This window comes from Rubinisphaera margarita, assembly GCF_022267515.1.
Taxonomy (GTDB): Bacteria; Planctomycetota; Planctomycetia; order Planctomycetales; family Planctomycetaceae; genus Rubinisphaera; species Rubinisphaera margarita.
Genome location: NZ_JAKFGB010000012.1, coordinates 627070 through 644970, shown reverse-complemented (window position 1 = coordinate 644970; position 17901 = coordinate 627070). Strand labels below are relative to the sequence as shown.

15 protein-coding genes and 1 pseudogene are annotated in these 17901 nt (G+C 57.1%); 5 read left to right on the top strand and 11 right to left on the bottom strand.

The window, feature by feature from the left end; genetic code table 11:
* Positions 1-10 precede the first annotated feature (10 nt).
* The 11 genes from L1A08_RS10985 to L1A08_RS10935 all read right to left on the bottom strand — a co-directional run bounded on the left by L1A08_RS10985 (position 11) and on the right by L1A08_RS10935 (position 9342).
* Positions 11-709: a ThiF family adenylyltransferase gene (locus L1A08_RS10985; protein ID WP_238756441.1), complete on the bottom strand. Its 699-nt coding sequence runs from the start codon at positions 707-709 to the stop codon at positions 11-13.
* The gene (locus L1A08_RS10980) at positions 696-1352 is read right to left on the bottom strand and encodes a hypothetical protein (protein ID WP_238756440.1); all 657 of its coding nucleotides are present in this window, start codon (positions 1350-1352) and stop codon (positions 696-698) included. The genes L1A08_RS10985 and L1A08_RS10980 overlap by 14 nt, the downstream gene beginning before the upstream one ends.
* Complete coding sequence (locus L1A08_RS10975) at positions 1306-2319, bottom strand: hypothetical protein (RefSeq protein ID WP_238756439.1); 1014 nt, start codon at positions 2317-2319, stop codon at positions 1306-1308. The genes L1A08_RS10980 and L1A08_RS10975 overlap by 47 nt, the downstream gene beginning before the upstream one ends.
* A 75-nt stretch (positions 2320-2394) precedes the next feature.
* On the bottom strand, positions 2395-2628 hold the full coding sequence (locus tag L1A08_RS10970) for a MoaD/ThiS family protein (protein WP_238756438.1): 234 nt from the start codon (positions 2626-2628) through the stop codon (positions 2395-2397).
* A gap of 168 nt (positions 2629-2796) precedes the next feature.
* A complete protein-coding gene (locus L1A08_RS10965; protein WP_238756437.1) occupies positions 2797-3006 on the bottom strand; it encodes a hypothetical protein in 210 nt (69 codons plus the stop codon).
* Positions 3007-3102: 96 nt separating this feature from the next.
* Positions 3103-3987, bottom strand: a complete 885-nt coding sequence (locus L1A08_RS10960) for a hypothetical protein (protein ID WP_238756436.1) — start codon at positions 3985-3987, stop codon at positions 3103-3105.
* On the bottom strand, positions 3984-4292 hold the full coding sequence (locus L1A08_RS10955) for a hypothetical protein (RefSeq protein ID WP_238756435.1): 309 nt from the start codon (positions 4290-4292) through the stop codon (positions 3984-3986). Before L1A08_RS10955 ends, L1A08_RS10960 begins: the two co-directional genes overlap by 4 nt.
* 10 nt (positions 4293-4302) lie before the next feature.
* On the bottom strand, positions 4303-5775 hold the full coding sequence (locus tag L1A08_RS10950; protein WP_238756434.1) for an AAA family ATPase: 1473 nt from the start codon (positions 5773-5775) through the stop codon (positions 4303-4305).
* 90 nt (positions 5776-5865) lie between these two features.
* Positions 5866-6045, bottom strand: a complete 180-nt coding sequence (locus L1A08_RS10945) for a hypothetical protein (protein ID WP_238756433.1) — start codon at positions 6043-6045, stop codon at positions 5866-5868.
* An 84-nt stretch (positions 6046-6129) separates the two neighbouring features.
* Positions 6130-8073 carry a recombinase family protein gene (locus tag L1A08_RS10940; RefSeq protein ID WP_238756432.1) on the bottom strand — a complete coding sequence of 648 codons (1944 nt, stop codon included), beginning with the start codon at positions 8071-8073 and terminating at the stop codon, positions 6130-6132.
* Positions 8074-8340: 267 nt separating this feature from the next.
* Positions 8341-9342, bottom strand: a complete 1002-nt coding sequence (locus tag L1A08_RS10935; RefSeq protein WP_238756431.1) for a hypothetical protein — start codon at positions 9340-9342, stop codon at positions 8341-8343.
* Positions 9343-9738: 396 nt separating this feature from the next.
* Between L1A08_RS10935 and L1A08_RS23125 the strand changes: the two are divergent.
* From L1A08_RS23125 to csb2, 5 genes and pseudogenes are all read left to right on the top strand, one after another.
* A pseudogene (locus L1A08_RS23125) lies at positions 9739-10192 on the top strand (transposase); the annotation flags it as partial.
* Positions 10193-10456: 264 nt separating this feature from the next.
* The gene (cas3g, locus tag L1A08_RS10930) at positions 10457-13000 is read left to right on the top strand and encodes a type I-G CRISPR-associated helicase/endonuclease Cas3g (protein ID WP_238756430.1); all 2544 of its coding nucleotides are present in this window, start codon (positions 10457-10459) and stop codon (positions 12998-13000) included.
* Positions 12997-15189 carry a type I-G CRISPR-associated protein Cas8g1/Csx17 gene (cas8g1, locus tag L1A08_RS10925; protein WP_238756429.1) on the top strand — a complete coding sequence of 731 codons (2193 nt, stop codon included), beginning with the start codon at positions 12997-12999 and terminating at the stop codon, positions 15187-15189. The genes cas3g and cas8g1 overlap by 4 nt, the downstream gene beginning before the upstream one ends.
* A 38-nt stretch (positions 15190-15227) precedes the next feature.
* Positions 15228-16187, top strand: coding sequence for a type I-G CRISPR-associated RAMP protein Csb1/Cas7g (cas7g, locus tag L1A08_RS10920; RefSeq protein WP_238756428.1), 960 nt, complete (start codon positions 15228-15230; stop codon positions 16185-16187).
* A 2-nt stretch (positions 16188-16189) separates the two neighbouring features.
* Entirely contained in the window at positions 16190-17857 is a 1668-nt protein-coding gene (csb2, locus tag L1A08_RS10915; RefSeq protein WP_238756427.1) for a type I-G CRISPR-associated protein Csb2, read from the top strand.
* Positions 17858-17901 lie beyond the last annotated feature (44 nt).

The window sequence follows — 17901 nt, the reverse complement described above, 5'->3', positions numbered from 1 at the left end:
CCGTTGGTACTTATCTACCTTGAGTTTCCATTGAATGGCATCGTTCGGTGGGTGCCCATTCGGTTGCAAGAAGGTTGAGGGTTGCATCCCAATCAGAGGGAATACTTCGGAGCCAGCGAGTGAATTGATGAGTCATCATCCCAGCGCCGATACTGGCTGCGTAGATCGTGCTCTTCGACGTGCACGTTCCCCTTTGAACCTCCGCCTGGCCAAAGAGTGTATCGCCGTAGTAGCGTCGACTATCTCCATCGGACGAGGTCAAGACGCGAACAACTTCGCCCAGCATGCGACCATCGGCCCAAAAGGAGCAGAGTTCGGCAACCGATCGCCAAATCGCCCCTCGGGCGGAGATTGAATCCACGCAGCAAAACACCGCTTCCCCGACTGCTTGCGTGGGCCGAAAGCGGTCTTGAACTACGTCCAGTTCGATCGAGGGATCGATTCGGGAGATCGCATCTGCAGTCGCATCAACTTTTAATTGACCGATGTCCCCGTAGAGATAACCCTGTGTCGTGACGTTCGTCAGATCGACGATATCAAAATCGATCAACTGCAATTTCCGAGCTCCAATCGACGCCAGCTGTAGAGCAACTTGCCGCCCGATCGCGCCGACTCCGATCACCGTCACCGTGGTCTCAGCAAGACATTCCATGGGGACAAGATCCCGCTGCCGACTGAATCGATCCGGTACATTTTCAGAAGATGTCATCACATTCCTCCTCGCTTCGATGGGCAAAACTGAACTCGGACATCCATTCGTCTTCCCAGTCGACTGAGCACGCCAGTTCCTGGGGCTGATCTCGGACGTCTCCTGACGACTTGTTCGTCACGGCAGGACGTTTCGCAATCTTCTGAACAACTTCGACGTCCACGCTCTGCAGGTATTCAATCTCCCAACTATCAAAGTCACTGCCGTTGAACTCTCGACCATAGTCGAGCTCGACTGACAGTTCAGTTTCACCGCCGGGACCGCTATTGAATCGCAGGCGGGCGTAGCAGTCACCTCCACGAGCGAGGATGAACATCACGGCCCAATCTGCGTTCCCGAACACTCGCTCAAACGTTTCTTCGTCGACTCCGCTTGGCTGCGGGCAATCTCCCGGATGTGTGTGAATCCATACCCGGGCAAACTGTTCTGGTTTCCGCCCCGCATCGACCTGCTCGTCGAATAACTCGGCGACGGCGTCATCCTCAAAGGCGACATGAGCCCAGGAGCAGGTCTGCCGCACCAGCTGGATATCCTCGATCAGCAGCAGGTCATCAGCGGCGGAGATCCCGAAGCCGCCGACTTCGGTGTCACCGTAGTCACGCAGAAACAGCAGCTTCGCCCAGGCCGTCGGACTGAATCGCAACGATGGGAGTTGTGGACTCCGTCTCTTCTTCGTTTTGTTGTTCATCGCAGTATTCGCACCTTTCATTGGTCAGGCAGGAGGAACAGAAATCAGCGTCGCAGTCGACGCAGGTACTCAGACAGCCATGGCAGAAGCGCTCGGAGCAGCCTTCGCATTCGCTGGTGCAGCCACAGCAGTAGCTGCGAAGGCAGTTGGGACAGATCACGGAACAGTCTTCGCAGACGGGCGTATCGCACTTCTCGCAGTCCGAGCCTTCATCGGCATCCATGGCGTGGCCGCAGTCCATACAGTTGACGGCCTGCCATGCCGAGAGGGCGACATAGGGACTGCTGTCGTTGTAGGTCCGCAGCAGATTGGCCACGATCGTGAAGAAGTCATACAGTCGCCCCTGCCGCAGCGCCATATCGATCGTCGCGTGACCTTCGCCTTCGCACAGGTCTTCATCCTGGACGTGAGGATGTGTGACACTATCGTTGGAACAGGCCGGGTTGGGTTCCAGCGCGATCACGCGGTAATGCCCGGCGTCGTCGCTGTAGTTGGCGTAATTCAGTCGGATCTCGAAGCGTCCGAGGTCGATGTTCTGCAGACAGATCGCCTCCGTCTTGACGGAGATCTCTTTCTGCTTGCGATCAATGGTGACCTCCTCGAGCTCGTCTCGCAGAGCCCGCAGGTCGGCCAGGATCTCGCGGGCTGACGCGGTGACCACTCGCGGCGTCACTTCCATCGCTGCATTCAACTGCAGAAGATCCTGCTGCAGCGACTTCAACACGGACTGGAGCTGGTTGAAGGTTAGATTAGCGGCGTGATGCCACTTTCTTTGCCGGGCCACGTCATACCGCCACCGGAGCCGTACAAGCTGCAGCCAGCGTTGTTCCGGCAGCCAGATGGCTCCGCGATCGGTCTCCATGTTCAAGTGACTGCTGATTTCAATCGCCACCCGCAGGAGTGATTGGTCCATCGGAGTCATGGTCTTTCCTTTCAAGGCAAAAGGCCGCCCAGCGTGGTGGCTGAGCGGCCATGGAATTAACGAGCGGAACTGGGATCACGACTGTGGCACGGCCGCTCCCTCGATCTTCGTCGGTGTGAACGACACCCGGTCACCTTCCTGCAGCACCTGGTCGGCCGAGCAAGGTTGGCGGTTGACCCGAATCAGATAGTTGTGAGCTTTGCTGGACCCCGTGTGCCGCTCGAAGAGCTGCATCACCGTCATGCCTTCGGAAACTTCGACGTAGTCTGCAAAACCGCCTCCATCGTTGTTGATAAAGAGGACCTTCATGAGAGTTTCCTTCGTGCGAGTCAGTGAAAAACAGGAAAGGACCGCCGCTGCGGACGGGGCTTCCGACGAGGTTGTCGCCGCCCCTTGTGCCGTTTGCTGCGGTGACAGATTCGGGCCGCCGCGATCCAGGTTCGACGTGGCTGGCGTTTGGTCGTGCTGGTCATGGCCTCACGCCACCAGGGATTCTGGAGCGATGTCGGCCAGGACGTCGTCATCGGCGATGAGACAGTCATCCCAGTCCAACATCGCAGGTTCGCAATCCCTCTCAGGTCTTGATGCCGTATCAGGATCAGAGAGCAGAAAGCCGAGCCGCTTGATCGTGGCGATTGATTCACCAGTAGCCGAAGCCACGGCTCGATTGAGTTCAGATTGACGCATGAGTTGTTCCTTCAAATAGGGCCACAAAAAAGCCCCGGCTGAGCAGCGACAAGGCTGCTCAACCGGGGCGAGTGAGAATCGGATTGTTAGGTTCGGTCAGCTCTCCGAACGCGAGGTGCGGATGATCCGTCGTCGGGGACGATCGACGAGCAGGCCGTCGAGAATCGACTGCACGCCAGAAAGCTGACTGCTCACCTGCTGCCGCAGACTGCTGTCGTTTCGCAGGGCCTGAGGCTGGACGCCGTCGACGATCTGGCGACACTCGTTGACTAGGGCATCCAGCTGTTCATTGGAGCGGACGTTGAGTAACTGAAATCGCTGGAAGAACTCGTGCAGGTTTACGACAGCCGTGTCGCGGAAGACCTTGGGACGACCGTCGTCATGTCCGCTCAGCCGCTCGGTCAGATGCGAGACCAACTGGCAAAGCTCATCCATAAAGGCCTGTTCGGCCAGTTGCAGAGCTTCATCGAAGCGGGCCTGCACCCGTTTTACTTCCTGCTCGTAGACCTCCGGATTGAGCTGCCGCAGATAGTCGGGCGGCTCGACCGACGGGTAGTCGTGCTCGATCTGAAACGCATCGAGCAGTGAAGGCGGGTAATCGCTCGGATCGAACAGATCACCAAGCCGCTCCCGCGCAGCCGATCTGAGCTCGTCGTAATGATCATTAAGCTCGATCACCGCTTCAGCCAGCTCAGCCTTGAACAGCTCGATCTGCTCATCGAACGGCTTGATGTGATCCCGGCGAATCAGTCGCAGGCCCGGTTCTGGATAGGGCAGAGAAACTCCCTTCCAGTAGCTGATGGCCCGCCCTTTGATGCTGGTCACATTCTTGAAGGCGGGGTGCGACGTATTGAGCAGCTTCTTGCCGGCCGACAGGAACTTGCCTTCGGCTCCGAACGAGTCTGCTGCCTGATCGCGCTGTTCAACACTGAGAGACTTGCGGACACCGAGCCAGATAAAGCTGAGCCGGGCGGCGATCATCGCTGCTTGTAGCCGGTGGCGAGAACCAGCTGTGCCTGTGATCTCATTCTGTGCTTCAGTCGTAATTGCCATAGGAAGCTCTCCAATAAGAAAAGGCCGGAGGTGACGATGTCACCCCTCGGCCTAAGTGCTGTGGAAGGTATCTGAGCGGTACTGATCAGTGCTGAACTGCCCGTCCGAATTGAAATCGACCGATCCAGATACGGCTGCCAGGCCGACGGCCCATGCGGCTCCAGCTCTTCGCTCCAGAATTGCAGGGCCGCTCGCAGCAGAACCAGATCATCGTCGGTCAGCACATCGTTCATGGAATCTCCCTCAGTTACTGGAGGGATCGCTGGACTTCCGACGCTGGCGGCCCGGCGTTAACTGATAGATCCCGCCCTTCTCAGCATCGAGGCAGCGGCCACTGGCCCAGCGACGCAGCGAATCAACCGACTCGGCGGCGGTCACTGCAACCGGGACAACATTGTTCGCCGCCTGCACGAGCGGCACATCCAATAACGCCGACAAACGACAGCAGGCCCGGATTTCCGCACCGGTCCACTGGTCATCATTCGGCACCCGCTGGTTGTCCTCCAGCTCGAACAGATGCAGGTACTGATTCCAGATCCGATCCTTCTGCGGACGCCCCGGCAGATCCAGAAAGACAATGCCGTCGAACCGCTCGGCCCGGGTCAACTCCGGCGGCATTTTCGAGATGTCGTTGCAGGTGGCGACAACGTAGACGTTCGAGGTATGGTCGTTCATCCAGGTGAGCAGCGTTCCCAGCATCCGAGTGGAGACGCCGGAGTCGGACTGGCCGGAGCCGGTCGATCCGCTCAGGGCTTTTTCGAGTTCGTCCACGAACAGGATGCAGGGAGCCATGGCATCCGCCAGTTGAAGCGCCCGGCGGATGTTCTGCTCGGTCGAACCGACCAGACTGCCCATCAAGGAACCGAGATCGAGCACCAGCGTCGGCCGACCGGTCTCTGCACCAAGGGCTTTGGCGAACGCCGACTTCCCGGTGCCGGGAACTCCGAGCAGCAAGACCCCTCGCGGCTGACGTCGCGCATCAGAGCTGACCTGGTAGAGTGACCGTAGACAGAACGCCTTGAGACTCTCCAGACCTCCAAGGTAATCAAAGTTTTCCTGGCTGCGATACAACTGCAGCAGACCGGACTTCCTGAGCGTACTCGCCTTGAGATCCCAGATCGAATCCGGGGTGAGGCGGCCGCTGCGAACGAGACTGAGGCTGAAGGCGTTCTCGGCTTCCAGGCGGGTCAGACCGGCCGAGGCATCCAGCAGCAGGTCCAGGTCGGCCCCTGAGGGAATTTCTCCGGCTTCCGTGGCGACTCCCGAGGCAATCTCCGACAGTTGCTGCCGATCAGGAAGCTCATGCTCGACCACAACAAACAGCTTGTCGAGCTCGATCGGGATCTGGACCACCGGGGCCAGCACGACGATCACGACCCGGCTTTGTTTGCCGGCAATGATCTGTCGAGCCAGCGCCTGCTGGACGTCCGCGGCTCCCAGGAAGCGATGAAAGTTCGTCAGCACCAGCAGCGTGGGAACCTCACTGTCCGCCAACTGCTCAGCGGCCCGGATCGCCGCCAGCGGCGAAGTGCCGGCCACATCACCGACTCCACTGGTGTGCAGGCCCGTCTCCACATCCCAGCTGGCCAGCTTCCAGCCTTCATCATGACAGATCCGGGCGATCTCCTGGAGTGCGTCGTCGTGCTCAAAACTCTGGAGCCAGATCCCGGAGAAACAGGCTCGCACAAGTTCCGAAAGATCATTCTGCAGGTTCATAGGTTCTCCTTGAAAGAGGACGTAAACAAACGGGTCGGGGCATCAGGGGCCTCAATCGCCGAAGGCGCCCAGCCCGTTCCAAGAGCTAAATCAGTCCTTCACGTTTACCTGCCGCGTATTTGGTGCTGATTTAGCTCGACTGCGTTTCTGGGACGAGTTTTCATTTCCGCGATCTTTATTCTCGTTCAAAATCCGAATCCGCTGCGCCACATCCCTGATCCAGATGTCGAGGATCTTGTCGACCAGCGGAGGAGCTTCTTTGAGTGCCATAAGAGGTCTCCATCAACGAAGAAAGCCCCCGGCGTTGAGACGCCGGGGGCTTTCGAAAAAATGGTATTAATCAGTCATCGCCCGCTACGGCGACATCTCCCAGTGCGGCGGAACGAATCCCGGCACCGGACAAAAGGAAAATCGCGGGTTTGTAAGACGCTTGAAGTAGTCTCCTGTGTCCTCAGCCGATGTCACCCGTTGCCAGGGATCGGTCAGGGACAGGCTTTCCATCAGACGATGGAGGGCCATGGCCTGCTGGGCAGCCGTGTCAGTAATCCGCAGCTGCGCGGCAATCTCATCAAAGAGTTTCCCAGCAGCACGCAGTTCTACGACTCGCTTGCGGTGGCCAACGCGCAGTGGAGCAGTTGTCAGGTCAACTTCGCAGCGCGTGGCGATCAGGCTCTCAGGGAGTTCCACGTCCGCCGCGCGACCAAAGTCGAACTGGAAAACGACGCGCGGCTGAATATGTCCCCCGTCAACGAGCCGGAACGGCAGGATGAAGAAGTCATGGACCACCGAACGCATCCACTCACCGAACTCCTGCGAGTTCAATGCCAGAGACTCGAAGGACTCCAGGGCGATCCGGCGCACATGATCCGCCGAGGGGATAACCGCCGACGTCGCGGGGCGTTGCTCCAGAGAGAAGATTGCATCATTGATGCCGGCCAGTTCCACTTCGAATTCATTGAGCAGGGCCAGCAGTGACGAGCTGGCGTTACCGTTGGCGATCTCAAGGGTAAGGTTGCGGATCTGCTGCGTCTTTTTCGTCTGCTGACGGCGGAGACACTGCAACTCTTCGCCAAGCCGCTCGCGATCCTGCTGGAGCTCGGCCTGCAGACGCTGGGTCCACTCGTGGTCAAACTCCGGCAGGTTCGTGATCGCCAGACGGGCCTGTTCGGCAACGCCCTGAGCCAGTGCCGGGCGATCCACGGTCATCGAATTCCAGCAGCGGTACTGCCGGGCTCCGTCGCACATCATGCGATCCTTGACCCCATGTCCGCCCAGCACGTACTTGCGTCCGCAGACGCCGCAAAGAACATGCTGAGCTGGCCAGCGGGTATCGCGGCGGGCGCGCCCCGGGCTGGTATTCACGGCGTTCTGAATCCCGTTCCGGTACTTGGCGTTCCGCCGGTTAACAATGCTCAGGACACGGTCGTAACGCTCCGGATCAATGAACGCGAGATGCGGAACGTCCCGGGAGAGCCGCTCGTGCTCAGGGGCACGCACGGACTTCCGTCGGCCGGTCTTGTTGATGCGTTTCATCTTGCGGACGTTGTGAACGCGAACCCCCTTGAGCAGAGGGTTTCGCGTGACCTGTCCGACGAGTGTGCCAGTCCACTGGGTCTTGTTCCTGTAAGGCCCCAACGGAAAGCGGATCTCGTTCAACCAGTCGGCAATCCGGGCAAACGTCTCTCCACGTTCCAAACGGGTGAACCATTCGTCGTAGACCGGTTCAGCGGAAGGGACTTTGCGCACTTCCGAGTCCAAGGCCGAGTTCGTGTCGGCTTCGTACCCCGGGATCAGCCGCATCGGCAACTGTCCGTTGGAAAAGCGATTTCGGACGCTGCGGCGAATCCGGTTCGACGTGTCCGTATTGGAGCTCTCGTGACGCATGGATGCGAAGAACGCATTCTGACGCCAGCCCTCTCGGAAGGTATCAACCTGATCGTTGATCGCGATCAGCCGGGTATCGCTGTCTTCGCACCGCTCGCACAACAGGATCGCTTCGACACGACGCATAATCCGTCCGAGATCTTCGGCAATGATGAAGTCAACGCCTCCGAGTTCGATCTTGTCCTCAATCTCACGGAGCTCTACCCGATCGACGCGTTCCCCGCTCCCTTGGCTCGCGATTTTCTCGAGCCGGACTTCGCCGGGATATTCCTGCTTCACCCAGTCCCCATACAGGGCGAACTGGTCGTCGAGACTCTTCTCGTCCTGATGGATCGTACTGATCCGGCAGACACCCAAGCCGACGTAATGGAGGCCGTTCTTTGGAGGCGGCAGCGCGTTGTTTGAAAAGCTCATGATTCCTTCCCTCATCACGCGTGTCGCGTGTTCTTCGAAGCCAATGGAAAAAGGCGCGAGCAAGTCACTCGGGCCTAAGAAGTTCGAATGAGCCATCCCTGCAGCGTCCCCATGACCTCGATCGGATGACTCTTCGCCGGTCGATGGGTGTGGCTGCGTGGACGATTCGAGAGGGAGTTCAATCGATTTCTGAAAATGGAAATACCGCATATGAGTCGACTCATATGCGGTATCAAGGAGAGGTCCGTATTAGCGAACGGATTTTGCTCAGAACAGCGCACTCAAGGGGCGTTTCAGGACGAAGGACAATTCGCTGACGTCGCGTTGGATCGTCGCTTTACTGACCGAGAACTCGACAGCGAAGATCTCGTTGAGCAGATCCTGTTTCCGCCGCAGCTGCTCGGGATAGCGATTCTTCAGTACGCGGAGAAAGTGCTGCAGCTGAAACTGACGAGCAAGGGTTTTCACCTCTCGTTTGAGCCGCGAATTCGTGGCGATGATTTCGCTCCATTCCCGGAGATGAGATTGAATGCTGCTGCGGCGGATTTCCTCCAGAGCCTGCGGCGTCTCCCCGCTCCCCTCGATCGGATAAATATCCGGGATGAAGGGAGCGATCGCCCCAGGCGGCGTGCGGCTGTAAGGATTCGCGGCGGTGAGCTGAGGCGCAAGCGGCAACGGGAGATCGAAGCTCTCCAGCCGCTGCAGTCTCCACTTTTCACACAACGACCGCTCCCGACCGATGCGTGGCGGAGGAGCCGACATCGCCTCTCCTCCACTCACTCGTGAGAACACTGGTGTCACCCGTTCGTAGCCTGACGAACTTGCTTTCGCCTCGCGGAGGTGATCCAGATCGGTCCAGAATTCCCGCTGACGAATCAGCCAGCCCAGGTATCCCTGGACATATCGCCGAGCATGGCTCAGTTTCTTTTCCAGGTCCCTGGCCACCCCTTCAGGATCGGTCTTGGCGAACTTCTCTGTCATGGCAGAGGAAATCTCGACCTCGCTCGGGCCGAGGTACGGATAGTGAACTGGCTGCATGCACCGGAAAGCGCCCGCGCTCTGTTCTTCGGCAAACTGCGACAGCTGTCCTTCGGCCCGTAGCGCGGCGTCATCCAGCAGCAGGGGAGGCATCCGCTGCAGATGGCCGATCAGGCTCTGAGGCAGCACATAGACCAGCTTCGACTCCAGCTGAAAACGCTCGACGAGATCGTCCGGAAACTGCGTGTACGGGACCGTCCCGGGTAACAAAGACACGTGGTGAATCTTCATTGATGCTTCCTTCTCCCGGGAGGTTCAAGGGCGTCACAGAGCCATGCGATCGGATGCCTTCCCGATCAACCGGTGCCGGGAATGCTAAGCGGATCCTCTCACCTCTACATGCCGCATTTTCGGGCCGGATTTAGCCGCAAGGGGGCCGTTCGACGGAAAATCGCGGCGTTTGGCGACCTACTGAACAGGGCTTTCGCCCCTGAAAAACAGGCAACCACGCAATCAACATCTGGTTCACGCCCGCATCTGCGAGCGTGAACGACTTGTTAATTGCGTTGTCAGTCCCTCGGCAGATCATGGGATAACGTCTGTCATGGTGTCCGCTCTTATTCTGCGGTGCCAGAACATTGGAATTGTGGAGCCACCACGAATTCCAGTCAATCCCGTAGGAGCCTTGAGTATGAAGAGTGGCGCAAGTGGAATCTCTCGGAATAGCAGTACGTCCACATTCGGGCTGACGGCATTCACGTGAAGGTCCGGCTCGAAGATAACGCCAATAGAATGCGATGGATGCTGGTGATCGCAGGGGCTACGGCCGATGCCAATAGGCAACTGCTGGCTCTCCAGGATGGCTATTGAGAAAGCGAATAGAGCTGGAATGAACTGCTGCTGGATCTGAAGCATCGCGGGCTGGAGATCTCGCTGGCCCTGACCATCGCCGACGGAGCCCTTGGCTTCCGGGCGGCTCTGAGAAACCTCTACCCGGAAACCAAATAGCAGCGGTGCACCGTTCGCAAGACCGCCAACGTACTGGGCAAGCTAGAAAGACCGCGACGAATTGCTGACATTCGTCGATTTCCCGGCCGAACACTCAGTCCATTCGCGAACGAGCGACCCGATCGAATCGACTTCGAGACGATCCGGTTTCGTGTTGTCCACGTCTGCAGGCTGAAAAGCATATTGATCAACCGTGCTCTCATTTTGTCCCATTGATCAGCAAGTGCGGAGCGAATAAGCCGTAAGCAGACAAAAGGGTGAGCACTGAGGATTGCCAATCTGCCTTCTGTCGGCAACCAGAGCGAGCGACCTTCTGTCCACCATGGCTGGCATTTCCAACCATCTCTAACTATCCTCATGATCACCTTGAAAATGCACCTGAGAAAGAACAGCAGCGATGTTCGATGGATTCTTCGAGAAAGCCACTGGGAATCGTCCTTATCCGTTTCAGCGACGGTTGGCACTTGGAGAGCGCTGGCCGGAAGTCCTGCATATTCCGACAGGATTGGGAAAGACGGCGGCGGTGATTCTGAGTTGGATCTATCGGCGACGTTATTCCGAGACTGTGCGTTCCAGCACACCCCGGCGGCTTGTGTACTGCCTGCCGATGCGGACTCTCGTTGAACAGACTGAGTCTGCAGCCAGGCAATGGTTGGAAGCTCATGAATTGTCTGACGCTTCGAAGGGTGGAATCGGCCTGCACGTGCTGATGGGCGGAAGTGACGACGGCGATTGGTACAAGCATCCCGAGCGAGACGCCATCCTGATCGGCACCCAGGACATGCTGCTGTCGCGGGCGTTGAATCGCGGCTATGGAATGAGTCGTTACCAGTGGCCGGTGCAGTATGCCTTGCTGAATAACGATTGTCTGTGGGTCCTCGATGAAACCCAACTGATGGGTGCGGGGCTGACGACGTCCGCCCAATTGCAGGGATTGCGAGATCGCCTGCAGACTTACGGTTCATGTCAAACATTGTGGATGTCGGCAACCCTCCGTCCCGAATCGCTGACCACCGTCGACCATCCTCTGCCTGCGGGTGGTCAATGGCGGACGGAAACTCTGGAAGAGGACGATTTCAGCAGCAAGTACGTCCAGAAACTGATGACCGCTGCCAAGCCGCTCGAACAGGCAACTGTGACGCTGTTGGGAGATGCGAAGTCGCAAAAGAAGTATCCCGGAGAACTGGCGGAGTTGATTACGGCTAGGCATCAGCCGCAAACGCTGACGCTTGTCGTCCTAAATCGAGTTTCGCGGGCACAGGATGTATTTTCCGCGATCAAGAAGCGACTCGGACAGCAGGCCGAGACCGATGTCCGATTGATTCATTCACGGTTTCGCCCCGAGGATCGCGCAGAGACACAACGGATCGCCCTCAACGAAAAAGAGATGCCGAAAGGAGGTCGCATCCTTGTGGCAACCCAAGCCATCGAAGCAGGGGTTGATCTTTCGGGGACGACATTGTTTACGGAACTCGCCCCCTGGTCGTCCCTGGTACAGCGGTTCGGTCGCTGCAATCGTCGCGGGGATTGCGGGATCGCAAAAATGCCAGCTGCTCAGATTGACTGGATCGACATTGAAACAGCCCGGACGAAACCCAATGAACTTCTCCCGTACACCGCTGAAGAACTCGATCTGGCCCGTCAGTCACTCAAGCAGATTTCAGATGCCGGTCCGCAATCGCTGGCCGAGATCGATGTCGAAGAAATCACACCGCTGGTGCATGTCATTCGTCGCAAGGATGTATTGGAACTGTTCGATACCACACCCGATTTGAGCGGCAACGATCTTGATGTGTCTCGGTACATTCGGGAGACCGAAGACAAGGATCTGCAGGTCTACTGGCGTGATTGGGATCTGACCAAGTCCAATCCCAAACGTATCCCAGAGGTGGCAGGAAAGGAACTCAGTCCCGAGGCTGCTCGCGAGGAGCTTTGCTCCGTTCCCATTGCTGGTTTCGCGACGTTTCTGAGCTTGCTCAACAAGGAGGAGAAAACCAAGCACCTTGCCTGGATTTGGAATCCACTGGAAGGGATTTGGGAAGAATGTCGATCTCCCCGTCCGGGCCAGACTGTATTGCTGCACCGATCCGCAGGTGGATACGACAGCGAACTTGGCTGGACGGGAGATCTGAAACATCGCCTGCCGGCAAGCGAATTGTCGGAGGACCAGCAAGCTGGCGTAGAAGCACAGGCAACAATGGTCGCTATGGATCAGGAAGAGACTGGAGCCTGCGTGTCACTACAGCGGCACGTGCTGGACGTGAAGGAAGAAGCACAGGGACTGCGAGACGCTAAGGAAGCCGACTGGGACGAGACCATTCCCTGGAGCAGGATCATTTCCGCGGCTCATTGGCACGATGTTGGCAAAGCTCACGCGGCGTTTCAGGCTGCGTTGCGGGGAATATATCCAGAACTAGAGGATAATGAATTCTGGGCCAAGTCAGGAATGCCCTCGGGACGCATACGATATGCGGTTACCGAAGACAATCAGACATTCAGTCGCCGAGGATTCCGGCACGAGTTAGTCAGCTCGCTGGCTTATCTTCAGCAGCATCGCTCGTCAGATGAGACGAACCTGATCGCATATCTGATCGCAGCTCATCATGGAAAAGTGCGGCTGAGCATTCGCAGCATGCCGAACGAAACAAAGCCGCCCCAGTCTGAAGAAAAGCCCGAGCGATTGTTTGCCCGTGGAATCTGGGATGGCGACGCGCTTCCCGCGATAGATCTCGGTGATGGGGAAGTCTCTGAACCATTAAGCATCGATCTATCGCTGATGCAACTGGGCGATCACGTCGACAAAGACGAAGAAGTTCATCCAAGTTGGCTGTCGCGAACGCTGCAGCTCCGAGACGATTATGGCCCGTTTCGGCTGGCATTTCTCGAAACGCTGGTCCGTGTGGCCGACTGGCGAGCGAGCGCACGAGGAGATCAACGATGACAGAAACGTTTCACGAGCTCGAACTGGCCGGCTGCGCTCCTACACCACTGGCTCACTACCTGAAAGCGTTGGGAATCTTACGGCTCGTCTCGGAACAGATTCCGGGGAGTCGTGCACAGGGCTGGTGGGAAAACGATACCTTTCGGCTGCGTTCAAGTTTGGATCGGGACGGATTAATACGGTTCTTTCTTGATCAGTATTCCCCCACACCGCTGATCGCACCTTGGAATGGTGGAAGCGGTTTTTATCCGAAGGACAACCGAACGGCTTTGGAATCGATCCTCGCCACTGACACCGCCCAATTTGCTCGCCTCCAAACCGCAATCAGGAACTGCCAGACACTTCTGGAGCGTCAAGGGTTGGCTGAGAAGCCTCGCGATGAAGAGAAACCTCGACTGCTGCAAATCTGCCGAAACACGATGACGGATGAGTTACTCCCGTGGTTGGATGCTGCCTATCTGCTCACAGCCGAAGGCCCCAAGTATCCCCCACTGTTGGGTACCGGTGGGAACGATGGCCGCTTGGAATTTACCAACAACTACATGCAGCATCTACTGGCCATCCTTCCGGGATCAGCACATTCCAATAACATGCCTCTACTGTCTGAAGCATTGTTCAATGACACTGCATCCGTTCGGCACACCGGCACGATAGGACAATTCGACCCCGGAAATCTTGGTGGTCCAAACAACGGGACCGGCTTTGATGGATCGAGCACGGTCAATTCCTGGGATTACGTGTTGATGCTGGAAGGGGCTCTCGCATTTGCGGCCGCGTCGGTCAAGAAGCTCGAAGAATCGCAAATGGGAACACTCGCTTATCCATTTTGCGTACGGCCAGCAGGCGTGGGTTACGAAAGTGCATCTCTTTCTGATGAAGGAGCGGCCCGCTCAGAAATGTGGTTACCGCTCTGGCAGACTCCGGCTTCATTCTCCACCATCTCTGTATTGCTAGCCGAAGGACGTGTCGAGACAAACCGTCGACGCGCGAAGAACGGAGTCGATTTCGCTCGGGCCATTTCCACCTTGGGCGTTGACCGAGGCATCAGTCAATTTCAGCGTTACGGCTTTCATCAGCGAAACGGCCTGGCCTTTCTCGCCGTACCGCTGGGTCGTTTTGATGTTCGTGCGCAGCCATTAGTCGAGGAACTCCTCGCGCCTCTCGATAACTGGATGGGACGATTCCGCCGAGCAGCCAGCAACAAGAACGCCCCGGCAGCCGCTGGCCGCGCTCTGCGAACGGTCGAAGCGGCGATCTTCAAACTTTGCCAGCGACCTGAGCCAACCATTGTTCAACAACTTCTGATGGCGTTAGGGGCCGCTGAGGCGACAATCGCTCAGTCCTCCAAACTTCGTGTTGGAGAGAAGGGCAGTGGATTAACGCCCGTTCCTCTCCTGGGCCCAGAGTGGGTTCTCCATGCTCGCGATGACAGCTCAGAATTTCGGCTCGCGGCGGCACTCGCGAGTGTCTGGCACGAAACCATCGGGCCGATCCGGAAACATCTGGAACCCGTCAATCTTGAACAATACGGTCGCGGTTACGCACGCTGGCAAGAGAATGCCGATTCACCGAGTCTCGTCTGGACCGGCGGCGATCTGGTCCGCAACCTCAATGCGGTATTGCGGCGACGACTTATCGAGATTACACAGCACGGTAAAGCACAAGGTGATGTCGACTTCGTTGCCCCGCTCAGCGGGAAGTTCCAAGCTCGGCTGGAAGATATCGCGGCCTTTATCAACGGTAAGACCGACGATCGTCGCATTCAGGACCTCTTTCGTGGACTGATCCTGATCAACTGGAAGACTTTCGATCCGCGTTCACTTCCGCGAAATAACTCACCTGCTGGTCCGCCCCCCGAGGCAGCCTATTCCTTATTCAAACTCTGCCACCTGGATCGAAAACTCGAAGACCGGACGATCCGGCTCCAGCCGCAGATCATCCATCGAGCACTGGCCGGCGACAGCGCCGGAGCGACGCAAATGGCGGCTCGACGCCTCTTCGTATCAGGATTTCCCACGGCAGTTTCAACCATCTTCGTTCCAGCGAATCGCTTGAGTCGCATCACGGCTGCATTGATGTTTCCGATCTCCGACCGGGATGAAAACGAACTTGCCAGATCAATCTTCGCTCGGCACAAGCGAGAACAAGATCGGGACGAATTGGAAGTAACAGCGACGTCGCAAGCCTGAAACGTATCCTCTTTTGTATCACCACCAAGGAGTCTTTCATGTCACTTGATCTTTCCGCCCTTGAAAAGCAGCCCCGATTGCTCATGGAAGTTCCGCTTCAACCGGTTCAGGGATCGCGTTTTCAACCGACGGGATTTCCTGACTTGGGAGCAGCCACGTTCCGGGGATTTGATAACGATGGAAGCGAGATTCCCTGTCTACTGGTGGAATCCGCTCAGTCGATGGCCAATCGACTGGAAGCTGTTTGCTGGGATGAAGGTGCTGATTCTCTGATTGAGCCGCTGCAGGGGCTGCCCTACATTCAGGTATCTGAAGCGGGGAAAATGATCACGAACTCAATTCTTGAGGCCCACCGAATCAATAGTCCCTATTTTCTGGAAAGCAAAGACCGAGCATTCTTTGATCAGCTCAAGAGTGACCTCGGAGGGCTCGAAACTGGGCGAGTCAACATCCGACAGCTCGCAGCCGTCGTCGCGAAATACGATCCCAACTCGCTGATCCACGGGCTGTTTCTTGCGAAGAAGGAATTGGCCGGTGGTCGATTGCGATTACCCCGAGTCCTATCGTCATTCATTGAAGCTCAGCGAGTCGAGGTTGTTGCCTCTGGAGGCGTAAAGAACGACAGTCATGATCCTCAAGGTGACGCGAAGAAAGGCTTCGGCAATGTTCCGTTCCATCGAGAAGAGTTCGCCTCTCCGGAAATCAAGGCCTATTTTAATCTCGATTTGGCACAACTGCGGGGATACGGCCTCGGTGAAGCGATCGAACAGTTACTCATCACATTGTCGCTCTTCAAAATTCAGCGATTCCTCTTTGAAGGGCTTCGTCTCAGAACGGCTTGCGATCTAGAGCCAAAAGGGGAAATCATCGTCAAGCGTCCGGCTGATTTCCAGGTTCCTCAACTTTCGGATCTGGAAGCGGCATTGCCCGGCCTGATCGAAGCGGCCGCGGATTCGTTTGCTGAACCTCGTGTCACTCAAGTCACCTATAAGAAGTAACCATGCTGACAATCGAGTTCCGATTTCCGACCGGCAAGTGGCATGCGACTCCATGGGGACGGCAAGTCAACGAAGGCGCTGTGGAATGGCCGCCCGCTCCCTGGCGGATTCTGAGGGCGCTCATCGCGGTCTGGCACCAAAAGCATCATGACGTCCCCGAAGAAGCCATGCGGGAGCTGATCTCAACCCTCGGAATGGCTTTACCTGTCTATCGATTGCCCCTGACATCAGAGGGGCACACGCGTCACTACATGCCGATTGCCAGCCACAATAGGACCAAGATCTTCGATACCTTCATCGCCCTATCGCCGGAGAGCCCGGTCCTCGTTCACTGGCCTGATGTGACGCTGCCCGATTCACTCCGCCAGCTTCTCACTTGTCTCCTTGAATCGATGTCCTATTTGGGGCGGGCCGAATCCTGGGTCTTCGCTACACTTGCTGACTGGAGCGAAACGGCAGACGCCAAGCCGCTTGCTGAAGCCAGCGTCGGCCCGAATCAGGAACTCGTGCGATTGCTCGCTCCCGCCGGACTCGATGGGTACCAACAGTGGAGATCCCAGTACATATCGGACCTGAAGTCTCGCAAGCTGGCGGAAAAACAAGCTCATGCCATCTCCAAAGGCAAATCCTCGGAGACCGCCAAGCTCACCAGGAAGGACATTGAACAGCTTGAGAGTTCGGTTCCTGTGGACCTTTTCGATTCGCTGCAAAGGGACACCAGCGATCTCCGCAAGGCGGGGTGGAATCGACCGCCAGGAAGCGAATGGATTCCATACGTCCGGAACAAGAAGACTGAGCCACCACGAATCACTTTTCGGTCAAGTCAGTTGAAGCCAATGACTGCCGCCCGTTTTGCCGTCGCTGGCGCGGTCCGGCCCAGACTCACTGAAGCATTGTTTCTGGCTGAGCGCGTTCGTCAGGCTTTGATCAAGATTTCCGATGGAGCAGAGGTGTTTATCGGGCGAGATACAGATTCCGGACATAGCGCAATCGCTCAAGGACATCAACATGCTCATATCTTCTGTGAATCCAATGATGATCCGCAGGGCAGAGTCACGCAGGTCAGTCTCTATGCAGACATTCCATTCGATGCTCGGGCGGAAAGAGCCCTTCGTGCGTTGCGGAGGACCTGGGGCCGCGATGGGCACGATCTGCAATACGTCCTCATCGGTCTCGGAAATCCCGAAGATTTCGGTGGGGTCGACGAGCGAAAGGGCGAGTCACCCATTTTTGCTCAAGCAGCGACTTGGACTTCTCTCACTCCCTTCGTTCCCGCTGATCGACTCCGGCGCCAATATCGACTTGATGATCCCGGCGAGGTCATACGTTGCGAAAAAGATTTGTTCCGAATTATTCGCAAAGAGTTGAGTCGCAGAAGCTGGCTGCAGAATCACGCCTCAAAGCTGACCGCGGTCGGACTGTTACCGAGAAGTTCGCGACTGGGCAACTCCCGTGCTCCCGTCCTCAAGTTTCGCCGAGAGCGGAGATCCGGTGGAGGACGCAGAGGCAATGCCAGTGCATTCGGCCTCACACTTCGATTCTCCGAACTCGTTTCCGGTCCAATCTCGCTGGGATACGCCTCCCACTTCGGTCTCGGTCTCTTCATTCCAGAAATCGCTGTGAATTCTCACTCGGAGGAAGAATCCTCTTCTGTTCACTCGGATTCATAGGTATACTCCTCAATAAGCAGCCGTGCTAGCGAACCGGCTGTATT